The organism is Spirosoma rhododendri (assembly GCF_012849055.1).
Taxonomy (GTDB): domain Bacteria; phylum Bacteroidota; class Bacteroidia; order Cytophagales; family Spirosomataceae; genus Spirosoma; species Spirosoma rhododendri.
Genome location: NZ_CP051677.1, coordinates 3,425,160 through 3,437,883 on the forward strand (window position 1 = coordinate 3,425,160; position 12,724 = coordinate 3,437,883).

Consider the following 12,724-nt stretch of genomic DNA (forward strand, 5'->3'; position numbering starts at 1 on the left):
GTTCGCCAAACGTCCTTGTCAAAAGCACATGAACACAAACGGTCCCTCTGCTTATGGGGGGAGATTAGTTGAAGACAGTCTTTCTGTAGCAAGTGGGGGTGGCTAAAAATAGACCGATCTGGCGGTTACCAGTAAAACAGTTCCTGCCACATCGACCTAGGCCGGCAGGTAGATCGTAAAGGTAGCCCCCTGCCCTGGTTGACTGGTGGCGGTAATGGTACCCCCATGATTGGTAACTACCTTTTCGCAGATGGCCAGCCCAATTCCCGTTCCGGTGTACTGGTTCTTACTATGCAGCCGTTGAAAGATTTGGAAGATACGGTCGGCGTATTTGTCGTCAAAACCAATACCGTTGTCCATTACCGTTATTCGGTGATAAGCCCCTGTATCCCGGCCGGGTTTGATGCCAGGCGGTAACTGGTCTGCTGGCAGCAGACTTGCACTGACCACAATACTGGGTGCTACGCCGGGGCGGTAGAATTTCAGGGCGTTGCTCAGCAGGTTCTGAAAGAGCTGGTTTAGTTGTGCGGCATCGCCCGAAACAGTCGGGAGCCGGCCAACCTGAATCTGGGTTCCCAGCTCCGCAATCGGTAATTCCAGGGTGGTCAATACGTCCGCTACCACGCCCGGTAACGAGACTGGGTTATCAATGTCTCGTCGGGTGGAAATCCGCGCGAAGTTCAGCAGGTCCTTAATCAGGATGGACATTCGCTCCGCGGCCGATTGCATGCGTTCCACGTAGATCAATTCCTCACCGATGGATTCGGCATAGCGGGTCTTCAGCAAATCACCAAACTGCCGGATCTTGCGTAGGGGCTCCTGTAGGTCATGGCTGGCTACGTAGGCGAAGGTCTGTAGGTTTTCGTTCGAACGGGTCAATAAGCCATTGGTTTCTTCCAGCTCCTGGTTAATGGCGATAAACTCCTCGTTATTCGATTCCAGCTCCTCGTTGGAAGCGGTTAACTCTTCGTTGGTGGCCGCCAGTTCTTCATTAGTTGCTGCCAGCTCCTGGGTACGCTGCTGAACCTGTTGGTCGAGGTGGTCGGCCAGATAGCGATACTTTGCTTCGCTATGACGCAGGGCTTCCTCTGCTTTGACCCGCTCCAGGGCCGCCCAGGTGCGTTCAGTCACGTCCTCAAGCAACTTGATCTCGTGGGGCTTCCAGGACCGGGGGCGGGCCGAAACGGCCACGATGGACCAGAGTGGATTGTTCGCCCCCATCCGCAACGTCGAGGCCACCAGCGCCCGCAAGCCCAGCGCGCCTATATTTTGCCGATCCATCTCGGTCAACCCGGCGGTTGTCATCACGTCCTCAATCACCAGCGTTCGGTCAAAAGTCACCCGTAGAGCGTCGGGAAAATCGGACAGGCGAACCGCGTCGGGCATGGGTGGCACCCGGTCATTACCGACCTGATAGGGGATTTCGCCCCGGTCCTGATCGAGCTGGTAGACCCCGACGTAACAGCGGTCGAGCTGTAGATAGTCGGCGAGCAGCTGGAGGGCTCGGTTAGCGAGCGTCTCGGCGGTTGGCTGCACCCGCAAGGCGTCGGAGAACTGGAATAAGAAGGCTTGCTGGTCTTCGGCCCGTTTGCGCTCGGTGATGTCCTGAAAGATAACCGCGATATGCCGGCTGGCCTCATCGCCAACTTTAGAGATATAAAAGCTATACCACCGCTGGTCGGGAGCCGCATAGCGTTCCAAACGCTGTGCTTCGCCGGTACGAGCCGTATGGCCGAATATGTCGTACCAGTATTCCTCGTAATTGGGGTCAATCTGCCGTAAGCGTCGATTTCTGAAGTCCGAACCCACCATTCGGGTAGCGGCCGGATTGGCGTCGAGGTAAAGCAGGTCAACCGCCTGGTCGGCCTCATCAACGATTACATCGCACAAAAAGACGCCTTAATCAATTGCTTCGAAGAGAGTGTGATAGTCGATCTGCTGTGGTGTTACCGCGAGGTGGGGAGCGGACGAGGCTTGACCGGTTGAATCAGGCGTACTGGCCATCGGGATGGTTTTAGCTGGCAGACTGCAAAGTTACAGAAAGGACGAAGTGTTTTGACCTAGATCGTAAGCGTCTTTAAAAACACCCGTTTTATGGCGTAATATCCTCCGTTGCTTATGAATCGGGTAGTAGAAGCCTGGCAAACTTGCTTACTTTCATACTACTAAACTCGATAACGCATGGCAAAGTCATTCCTTACCCTGCTGGCGGGGCTGCTTGTTCAGCTAACGTCATTTGGGCAGGCACAGTCCCTTATGCTGCAACCCGTCTGGGAATCTGATACCACGCTTCGTACGCCGGAAAGTGTGCTGGTTGATCCCAGGCAAAATGTCCTCTACGTAGCCTGTATCAATGGCGCGCCCAGGCTGGAAAACAACAGCAGCTTCATTGCCAAAGTAGGACTGGATGGTAAAGTGATTCAGCTGAAATTTACCGACAACCTCAACTCGACCAAAGGTATGGGTATACTTGGCGATAAACTGTACGTGACCGAAATGACCCAGGTCGCCGAAATCGCCCTCGCGACTGGAAAAATCCTCAACCGCTATCCCATTGAAGGGGCTAAGTTTCTCAACGACATTGCCGTCGACACCCAGAAAGGCGTGGTCTACGTTACTGACTCGAACGACAGTAAAGTCTGGGCGATAACGAATGGAAAAGCGGGCATTGTACTAGAGGGAGACCCCCTGAAAGGTACGAATGGGCTCTTATTTGACACTAATCAACTGCTAATCGGTAACGGCGATGGTTCGCTGCTGAGCCTGGACCCAACGACCAAAAAACTCACAACGCTGGCCAACGTCACAGGCGGTATCGATGGTATTGTGGCCCTGGGCAACAAGACTTATCTGGTGACAGAGTGGGCCGGGAAAGTGTGGTACGTTCACGCCGATGGAAAAACGGAGCTAAAACTGGATACGTCTCCCCAGAAAATAAGCTCGGCCGACATTGGCTACTACCCTGCGACCCGAATGCTTTATGTGCCTACGTTTTTCCATAACACCGTCAAGGCCTACAGACTGAAGTAAGACGGAACGTTGTCATGACCGGAACGGCGACGTCCGTAAACGAAGGGATACTGCTTTAACGGGCCGGAGTCGATGCCATCGTGGCGCAGGGGGTCGAGGCTGGCGGGCACCGGGTTACGCTTCTGGACACGGAACCGCTGCCGCAGGTGGGTCTGATGGCCTTGCTGCCTCAGCTTGCCGATCAGGTACCCGTGCCGGTACGAGCAGGCAGGCCAGCCCCCATCAGGTGTTCACCGGGCTGATTCAGCAGATACAGGCGGATGCAACTCCTGCTTGCTAACCGCCCCAACGATCCACAAGATAGTACTAACTAACTGATTACCATGATCCAGTCAACTCCACCCGTTGCCGGCAACACCCTCCAGGCAATTGGCCGCACCCCCCTCGTAAAGCTAAACAAAGTCGTTGGCCCTCAGAGCGCTGAGGTGTATGTAAAGCTGGAATATTACAACCCGACCGGCTCCTACAAAGACCGGATGGCGTTTGCTATGATTGAGGGAGCCGAGCAAAGCGGCATCCTGCAACCCGGCATGACCGTGGTAGAATGCACCGGGGGAAGCACGGGGGCGTCGCTGGCTTTCGTCTGCGCGATAAAGGGGTATCGATTCGAAGTGATTACCTCCGATGTCTATGCCCGGGAGAAGCTACAGACGATGCGCGCCTTCGGGGCGCACCTGATTATCGTGCCAGGGAAAGACGGCAAAATAACGCCGGACCTGGTTCCTGCCATGCGCGAACGAGCGCGGGAAATGGGGCAGCAGCCGGGCTTCTATTTCACGGACCAGTTCGCCAATACCCACGCCAAAAAGGGATACAGAGGCATTGGTGAGGAAATTTTAGCGCAACTCAACCAGCCCATCGATACCTTCTGCGGGCGGTCGGGACGGCGGGTATGCTGATGGGCGTCTCCACGGCTTTTCGTCAGGCCGGTCAGTCCACGCGGATCGTTTGTCTGGAGCCAGCCTCGGCACCGCTCCTGTCTAAAGGGCAGGCCGGTTCTCACTACGTGGAAGGCATCGGTGTTGGCCTGGTACCCCCGTTGCTGACCGACGAATTTTACGACGAGATCCGCCCGATTGAGGAAGCCGACGCCCGGCAGATGGCCCGTCGGCTGGCGCGGGAGGAAGGCATTTTTGCGGGTACGTCGAGCGGGCTCAACATTGCCGCAGCGGTCCAGCTGGCGCAGGAACTGGGCCCCGGCCACAGGGTGGTTACGGTGGCTTGTGATTCAGGGATGAAGTACCTGGCCGGTACGTTGTACGAGAGCTGAGGGCGTTTGCAGGGGGTGTCTGCGTCCGTTTCCTGCCCGTGTTTTTCAGGCTCGGGAATAGCCGGCCATCAACCCGCCCCCTGATTCACCATTTTCTTCATCAGCACATCGATCTGTTCGCCCTCCCCGACCCGGAAAATAGGCTTGTCGGAAACCACAGAGCCGTTCTTCTGGCAAAACCGGATCGCTTTCGGGTTTTCTTACCCTACGCCCAGCCAGAGGTAGACCTTCTGCTACTGCGCTATATCCAGCCTTTTGGGAGATGGAGCTGGAAAATAAGCCCGCCTGATTGCAAGGGCACATCACTACTTTACCAGCTGTTTTTTCCACCCGGCGACCCAGGGGGCCGACGGCCCCGCGAGCTAGCCGAAAGGGGGGGGGCGAGCGATAGACGAGCCGTATCCTCAGGGGCTACCAGCCCATTCCTAAACCCTTTCAGGCTACTACTCCATCCCGTCAGTTAATGCCTTAGTTTAGTATCCTGCTCAGCTATCTAACCGCAACGGCATGGCATCTTCCCAACCCGATGGCCCACCTGGGCAACAGACCAACGACCCACAAGTAACTCAGTCACTGCTTCGGGCAACGCTGGACTCCTCAATGGATATGATTCAGGTGTTCGAGGCCGTGCGTGATCAACAGGGCCAGATTGTCGATTTTACCTGGATTCTCAATAATCATACGGCCCAAACAATCTACGGCGATGTGGTGGGCAAAAGCCTTTTGCTACACCAACCCGGCGTGGTGGAAGAAGGCATTTTTGACGCCTTTAAACACGTGGTGGAAACCGGTGAGCCCCAGCAGTATGAAAAGCAGTATGTCCACGAGCAGTTTGATGGCTGGTTTCTTCAATCGGTAGTCAGGCTCAATGATGGCGTGGCCACTACCACCGCCAACATTACCCCCCGCAAACGGGCCCAGGAGCAGCTTCAGCAGAATCAGGCGTTGTTGCAATCGGTCATTGATAGTTCCCTGGATGTGATTCAGGTATTCAAAGCCGTGCGGGATGAGACCGGCGCCATCGTAGACTTTATCTGGGTGATGAATAACCACAGAGCCCAGGTCCAAAACGGGCCCGTCATCGGCAAAAGGCTGTTGGAGCTAAGCCCCGGCGTAGTGCCGACCGGTATATTTGACCACATGGTCGAAGTCGCCCAAACCGGGGCCGCTTACGAGCATGAACAGTTCTATGACCATGAGCAGTTTAATGGTTGGTTCTACCAGGCACTGGTCAAAACCGACGATGGGGTAGCCATGACTACCCGCGACATAAGTCGCCAGAAACAGGCCGAGGGGGAAGTTCTACGGCTCAAAGACGAGATGGCCAGGAGAGCCACCGATAAATACCGCATCTTATTCGAGACCATCGACGAGGGCTTCTGCGTACAGGAACTGCTCTTCGACCGGCATGGTGAGGTCACCGATCTCATTTACCGTGAAGCCAACCAGGCGTTCGAACGGCACACGGGTTTTGTTCAGGTGAACGGCAAACGGGCGAGTGAGGTTTTTCCCCATGTCGAGCCCGGCTGGTTCGGGGCACTCCAGCGCGTGCATCAGACGGGGGTTCCCGAACGGATAGAAGGCTTCAGTACGGACACCCAGCGCTGGCTCTCCGCCCACTATTCGCCCGTCGGTGGGGCGGGCAGCTCCTTCATTGCGGCTGTCTTCCAGGACGTTACCGAACGCAAACAACGGGAGCAACAACAGGAGTATCGTTTACGCCTGAATGATGCCCTTCGTCCGCTTGCTGATCCGATAGCCATTCAACGGGTGGTCATGCGACTCCTCGGAGAGCACTTAGGGGTCGACCGGGCCATCTACGCGGAGATCAACCTTGAAGAAGACTGGTTTGACGCCACCGATAATTATACCAGTCAGTCGGTTCAAAAGGTAACGGGGCGTTTTCCCTTCAAGGCATTTGGCCCTCCCGGCGAACTACTCAAAAAAGGGGAAAGCCTGGTCATTCACGATGTCAGTCGGGAGGTCGATGAGGATTCCCAAAAAGCGTTTTATGCCATCGATGTGCTGGCGGTTGTGGCCGTACCGCTTATTAAAAACGGTACGCTGGTGGCCGACCTCTCCGTTCACCAGACAACACCACGCCATTGGCTTGACCATGAAGTTGACCTTTTATATGAAACGGCCGAACGCACCTGGGCAGCCGTGGAACGAGCCAGGGCCGAAGCCGCCCTGCGGGAAAGCGAAGAAGCGTTGCGTGCCAGCAACGATCGGTTGCAAAAAGCGCTCTCCATTGACACCGTAGGGGTTATTTTCCTTAACCAGCACGGCGTTCTTCAGGACGTCAATTCGGCTTTCCGGCACATGAGCGGGTTATCCCCTGAAGACTTAGTGGGTGGAAAAGTGCATTGGCAGGACTTAACCCCGCCTGAATTTGTGGCCGTCAGTCAGCACGCCCTGGCCGAATTGTGGAGTAACGGCCAAAGCACCCCTTACGAAAAGCAATACCGCCGGCCGGATGGCTCCCGGTGGTGGGGCCTTTTTTCAGGCAAGCGGGTCAGTGAGGATGAAATCGTCGAGTTCGTGCTGGACATCACCCAAACCAAACAAGCTGAACAGGCGCTACAGGAAGCGGATCGGCGTAAAGACGAGTTTCTGGCCATGCTGGCCCACGAGTTGCGGAATCCCATGTCTACCCTTCGTTCGGGTTTGCAGATCCTGACCCGCACCACGGGCATCGATCAGATGAGTAGCGAGATCGTTACCATGATGAGTCGCCAAACGGATCACCTGGTGCGCATGGTCGATGATCTGCTGGATGTCAGCCGCATCAGCCGGGGCAAGATTGTGATCCACCAGGAGCCGGTGAATCTGGTGGACCTGGTCCGACAGGCTCAGCAGAGCATGCGGGCTCAGTTTGAGCAGCAGAGTAGGGTGCTTCATGTCCGCCTGCCTGACACACCCGTTATGCTGGCGGGCGATGCCACTCGGCTGACCCAGGTGGTGGTTAATCTGCTGACCAATGGTTTGCGCTACAGCGGTGAGGGAGGGCAGGTCTGGCTGAGTCTCGAACACCGTGGGCAGGAAGCGATCGTACAGGTGCGGGATAATGGCATTGGCTTAGCTCAGGATAAACTATCGGTCATCTTTGAGCTGTTTGTGCAGGTGGATAATTCGGTGGCTCGCTCGAAAGGTGGCTTAGGCTTGGGGCTAACCCTGGTGAAGCGCTTGGTGGAACTGCATGGGGGGCGCGTAGAAGCCCAGAGCGGAGGGATCGGCCAGGGCAGCACGTTCACGGTTTACTTACCCACGCTGACAAAGGCTGCTGAACCGACGGCGCAACCCGCTCCCCGGCCCGGAGAGCCTGCCGCACCTCAGCGCATTCTGGTGATCGATGATAACGCCGATGCGGGGTTTACGCTGGCCATGCTGCTAAAGCTGAACGGGTACGAAGCCCATAGCCGGACCAGTGGTCGATCGGGTATCGAAGCCGCCCAGCAGCTACAGCCAGCGGCTATCCTGCTGGATATTGGCATGCCGGAGCTGGATGGGTACGCCACCTGCCGACTGATTCGGGAGCAGGCCTGGGGTCAGGCTATGGTGGTAATCGCCATAACGGGGTATGGCCAGGAGGAAGACCGGCAGCGCACCAGGGAAGCGGGTTTTGACGGGCACTTAGTCAAGCCGGTGGATCTGGGCGCACTCACGATCTTACTGACGGATTTGCTGGACAAAGGCGCGGGCAGAACTGGCCTGGCGTAAGTCTAAACGCTCGATAAAGGCTCAACTCTTACCAGGGCATAGTGGCTACCTCACTAAATAGAGTACGTCCACGTCTGCTTTACGATCGCATGGCCAATCAGGCCATCTATGACGGTGTAAGAATCGGGTCGGCCCGGCCAGCCTGACAAAAATTTAGTCCACGCCAGCCGTACCCACTCCAGCATTCGAACCATTTTTGATTTGACTTCACCTCTACAGAATCAACAGGGAAAACCTGCGTTGCCATGTCGAATGAGTACGAATCAAGACCAGCCTGCGGGGGGCCATATGCCTAACCCAACGGTCCAGGACGACGAGAGGGCTCAGTCACCAGCCAATTTGCCAGCCCGGAAGGCCGTTGAGCAAACCCAGCCTGAGCTTGGTTTATTAATCAGCCTGGGCTCGGATACTCTTTATCGTATGAGTGCGGATTGGGGCGAGATGCGCAATCGGAAAGGCTTTGAGTTTCTGGCCGGCTCCCAGCTGTCAAGCCCCCTCTGGCTGGAGCAATACATAATACAACGCTGGCTATGGCACACAAATGATCGAGGCATGCCGGCCAATCTGTAACCACTGCCCGTTTCGCTTCAGCCATACATTGGTAAACCGGCGTTTGGTCGGCTGGCCGGCCTTCGCTTCCTGAAGATCATGTTTGGCCACAAACAGCTCGTAGCCCATAGTAATGACCACATTCTCCTGAATCTGCATCTGTTCGATGACTCGCTCAAAGGAGCTGTAATCAATTAAGCCCTGCTTCTGATTCTTGAAGACGGCCGCTCGATTTAGAGCGATGGTATTGCGGGGCGTGGTGACCATAAATTCAGGCGCCCAAATTCGAACAAGCAAGCTGGTGTCGGCGGTCAGGATACCTTTCACTCCGATCTGCTCCAGGTCGCTAATCGTTTTTTCAACGTCGGCCCTGGTCTGCGCTTGACTGATCAGACCGGTCAGTAGAAGCCCGTAAATCAGTAAGCATTTGCGCATAAGTGTGGTTTGTTTTAAGCCGAAAGCTGTCAGCGGGCAAGTCCCTTGCTCATAGGTACGGTGGAGCGAGTAAGCGGGGTAAGGATTGATTCACCTAAATATGGCCTACAAAACGCCAGGCCGCGCACTTAGCTTAGTAAACGGCAGGCGAGTGGTCATCTGTGTTAAGCGAGGACTTACAGGCTGGTTGATTTGGGCGGCTTACGGCTCCTACTCCTGTTTTGATCCTCGCTTAAAAAGCTCATTTGGTGCAGTCAGGCGTAGTTTATGCCTGGAAACCTTGACGTTTGGGTGAGCCCCCAATCACGGTAGGTCTCGTCAACTGCGGACTCAATAGATAAAGGGAAGTAAACGCCACGTATGCTTACTGTAGGCCGGGTAGCCAACAAATACGTGCTGCAAAAACTGCTCTTCCCGGCTTATTTTCACAGCGTATATCGTAAACAAGATCAGCAAGCCAGTCAGGCTTGACCAGCTAAGTTGATACAGGGCAGTCCCTAACGCGGCTGAGAGGATACCGGTATAAATGGGGTTACGAATGTATTTGTAGGGCCCCCTGGTGACTAAGGTCTGCTTGGCTACCTGCTGAATGGCGCCACTCCAGTTATCAGCCAGCACGTGGCGTGCCCACGCCCCGAACAGCATACCCGTCAGCATCAAACCCATTCCTACTAAGTGCACCCAGTGCGGCACCCCGGCAAACGGTTTGTTGAACAACAGGGGTAGTGGATTGAGCAGCAGGATGAAGGATAGCACGACCAGCGCTACATGGATTCGCCGATACCAACTCGTGTCGGTTTGCTGTTGAACCTGCACACGCTGGCGCGTGGTATACCCCCATACGGCCCAGCCCAGCCAAAAGATGCCCCATGTGATGAGGGGAAAGTACGTAGTGATCATAGTGAGCGATGTGTTGAATACCGCTTACATAACTGACGTAAACGCAACTTTGTGTTACCTACCGGCACCGTACTATCGTCGGTGGTCAGGCGGTTATAAGCTGTTACGAAGTTTTAACAAACCAGCGTTTGCTGAGATTAGGCAAACAGTGGACTAGCCGTCGTCAACCTCAGTTCGGCTGGCGAAAAAGACGTTGATGACCACGCCCCAACGCCGTACATTCCGGTAGCAGCAACGATCCTGACTCGGCAAGAATCTAGAACTGAGAATTCAGAACTCCCCACGCTCAAGCTGTAAGGACCAAACGGTAGGCTAACGCCCTCACTACTTGAGCACGTCTGCTATCTCATCTCGAATGCACTGAGCTCATCTGCCGTAAAAAGGAGCTAGGCGGGCAGGTACACACAAAACGTAGCGCCCTGTCCGGGTTGACTACTAGCCGTTAGCGCCCCACCATGATTGGTTACCACTCGTTGGCAAATGGCTAAGCCAATGCCTGTACCAGCAAACTCAGTTTGCCTGTGCAAACGCTGAAAAATTTGAAAAATACGATCCAGATATTTCTCATCGAAGCCAATGCCATTATCGCTGATCGTAATCCGATGATACGTTTCCGCGTGACGGGCAGGCTTCACGTTGGGCAGCAGATCGCTGAACGCAACTAGTTGCGCTTGTATGACTATGTTAGGAACAGCAGGAGTTCCACGTTGATCGACGCGGCTGAACTTGAGCGCGTTGGTGAGCAGGTTCTGAAACAGCTGACCTAGCTGAAGCGCATCGCCCATTACGACGGGCAGGGGAGCCCTGTCAACGACCGCCTGTGTCTCGCTGAGTAGTAGCTCCAGATCGACCAATGTCTGATCCAGAATATCGTTTAGTGGCACACGCATGGCGACCGGCTGGCTGGTAGCAATGCGCGAAAAGGTTAACAAGTCCCGAATTAGCCTCGACATCCGACCCGCTGCCGACTGCATGCGTTCCAGGTAATCGACGCCTTCCCCCAACTGGGTGGCATGCCGATTCTTGAGTAGATCGCCAAACTGCTGAATCTTACGCAGGGGTTCCTGCAAATCATGCGAAGCAACGTAAGCAAACTCCTGTAGGCTATCGTTCGACCGCTTTAGCTGGTCATTAGCCTGGGCTAGTTCGCGTGTGCGCTGTTCCACCCGATGCTCTAACTCCTTCGACAACAGCCGGTAGCGCTGCTCGCTTTCCCGCAGCGCTACTACTTGTGCCGTCACGTCAGTAGCTGTACTAAGCACCCCGTAGATGTTGCCGTCGTGCGCGTATACCGGCTGATACGCCAGGTTGAACCACAATTCCTGCCGGTGCCCGTTGACGACTCCGTGTATTTGGGTGGCGGGTTGCTGATAAGACTCCCCGGTGTCGTAGATGCGTTGGAGCAGTTCAACAGCGGGTTCCGTTGCCAGGTTAGTCAGTACCTGCTGTAGCGGCTGACCGACCACCGATTCATCGGTTCCCCAAAGGCGTAGCATGGGTGTGTTGACTGTTTCGATGACGATATCCCGGCCGGCAAACAGTGCCGTAGCGTTTGGCGAATCGAGCACTAAACTCCGAAGACGCGCTTTGTTGATTTCGAGTTGCTGGCGTGTCTGCACCTGCGCCGTCACATCGCGCATGACCCCGGACAGGCGATAGGCGGCTCCGACAATGTCTATGTAGGCCCTGCCCTGGGCATGAATCCAGCGAGTCTGGTCGGGCTGATGCTCACTGGTCCGAAACAACGCATCGAAGTAGCCCGCCGAGGAGGGGTCCAGGCAGGCGTCGATGGCCTGGTCAACACGCGGCCGGTCTTCCTGGTGAACCAGCACCAAGAACTGCTCGTAGTCGACGACGTCGTGACCGTCGAAAGCGCAAAGCTCCTGACAACGCTTGTCCCACCACACGCGTTGATGGGCGACGTCCAGGTTCCAGGTGCCCACCTGCGCTGCCTGAATAGCGTACCTCAGTCGTTGCTGCTCGGCCTGATGGCCCGACCAGAAAGGGAATAACGTATCTTGTTCGGTCATGAAGTGACGGGGCTCAAGTGCGTATAGAGTGAACCGACTTGGCGCTGGCTTTAATCACTAGTTGACGCTGTGTGTAGGCTGGTAGTGCTATGTATTTGCACGCTGGCGACTGTTAAGGTCAAAAAAACCGCGCAGCATGCGCACAACCACCGGCTGGTCGATGTCCCAGGCTGACTCGTGCTGTGGATCGATGGAAATAATGTCCTGCACTTCTGCGTACTGATGAGTGGTCAGTGTTTCATATCCCATGTACCAATGGCTGAACAGGCGCTGGGTAATGGGCCGATGGATAACGGTGCGAACATCGGTGTGACGGGGGTCCGCCTGAATACTGTTATAAAGGGCTTCAACGGCTTGTTGCTGGCCTTCCAGCACCTGTACTATATGCCCGTTTATGTAGAGCAATACGCCCGTAATGCCCAACCGGGCATTCTTATCCCGACTAAAGTCGACAATGTCAACAACGATTTGTTCGGTGGTTGTTTCGACGGCGGAACTAAAGTAAGTGATGCAATAATCCATGTTGCTTGGTAAACTACGCTATTAACTAAACTGCTTCTGTGCGCTATGATTGGGGCGAGGTTGACCATAATATATGCATCGTGATCAAGCACACCGGTGAATAAGTAGGCTATACTCTTTATAAGGGATACAACCAGTCCAAACGCTGGATGTTAGCCATGACAATAAATTTAGGCTATCGTTGCGCAATGTGTCGATCATCAAAAGCGACAACCGTTGCTCAGGCGTCTTAATCGCCCATTCCGGAGTAAAAACGGGAGTAGCGATG

General features: G+C 55.1%; 8 protein-coding genes and 1 pseudogene. 4 read left to right on the top strand and 5 right to left on the bottom strand.

Annotated features, from left to right (window positions below; translation table 11 throughout):
- Positions 1 to 156 precede the first annotated feature (156 nt).
- A complete protein-coding gene (locus tag HH216_RS14125) occupies positions 157 to 1,890 on the bottom strand; it encodes a PAS domain-containing sensor histidine kinase (RefSeq protein WP_169551381.1) in 1,734 nt (577 codons plus the stop codon).
- 291 nt (positions 1,891 to 2,181) lie between these two features.
- On the opposite strand from HH216_RS14125, the gene HH216_RS14130 reads away from it, so the two are divergent.
- From HH216_RS14130 to HH216_RS14145, 4 genes and pseudogenes are all read left to right on the top strand, one after another.
- Positions 2,182 to 3,030, top strand: coding sequence for an SMP-30/gluconolactonase/LRE family protein (locus HH216_RS14130; RefSeq protein ID WP_169551382.1), 849 nt, complete (start codon positions 2,182 to 2,184; stop codon positions 3,028 to 3,030).
- Positions 3,031 to 3,110: 80 nt separating this feature from the next.
- Entirely contained in the window at positions 3,111 to 3,272 is a 162-nt protein-coding gene (locus HH216_RS26885) for a hypothetical protein (RefSeq protein ID WP_169551383.1), read from the top strand.
- An 81-nt stretch (positions 3,273 to 3,353) separates the two neighbouring features.
- Positions 3,354 to 4,300 (top strand): annotated as a pseudogene (locus tag HH216_RS25995) (PLP-dependent cysteine synthase family protein).
- A 507-nt stretch (positions 4,301 to 4,807) separates the two neighbouring features.
- Positions 4,808 to 8,020 (top strand): ATP-binding protein, encoded by a 3,213-nt coding sequence (locus HH216_RS14145; RefSeq protein WP_169551384.1) that lies wholly within the window; start codon positions 4,808 to 4,810, stop codon positions 8,018 to 8,020.
- 528 nt (positions 8,021 to 8,548) lie between these two features.
- Here HH216_RS14145 and HH216_RS14150 read toward each other — a convergent pair.
- The 4 genes from HH216_RS14150 to HH216_RS14165 all read right to left on the bottom strand — a co-directional run bounded on the left by HH216_RS14150 (position 8,549) and on the right by HH216_RS14165 (position 12,456).
- A complete protein-coding gene (locus tag HH216_RS14150; protein WP_169551385.1) occupies positions 8,549 to 9,004 on the bottom strand; it encodes a nuclear transport factor 2 family protein in 456 nt (151 codons plus the stop codon).
- A 330-nt stretch (positions 9,005 to 9,334) separates the two neighbouring features.
- Positions 9,335 to 9,904 (bottom strand): methyltransferase family protein, encoded by a 570-nt coding sequence (locus HH216_RS14155; RefSeq protein WP_169551386.1) that lies wholly within the window; start codon positions 9,902 to 9,904, stop codon positions 9,335 to 9,337.
- A gap of 386 nt (positions 9,905 to 10,290) precedes the next feature.
- A complete protein-coding gene (locus HH216_RS14160; RefSeq protein ID WP_169551387.1) occupies positions 10,291 to 11,934 on the bottom strand; it encodes a sensor histidine kinase in 1,644 nt (547 codons plus the stop codon).
- 87 nt (positions 11,935 to 12,021) lie between these two features.
- Positions 12,022 to 12,456 (bottom strand): BLUF domain-containing protein, encoded by a 435-nt coding sequence (locus tag HH216_RS14165; protein ID WP_169551388.1) that lies wholly within the window; start codon positions 12,454 to 12,456, stop codon positions 12,022 to 12,024.
- Positions 12,457 to 12,724 lie beyond the last annotated feature (268 nt).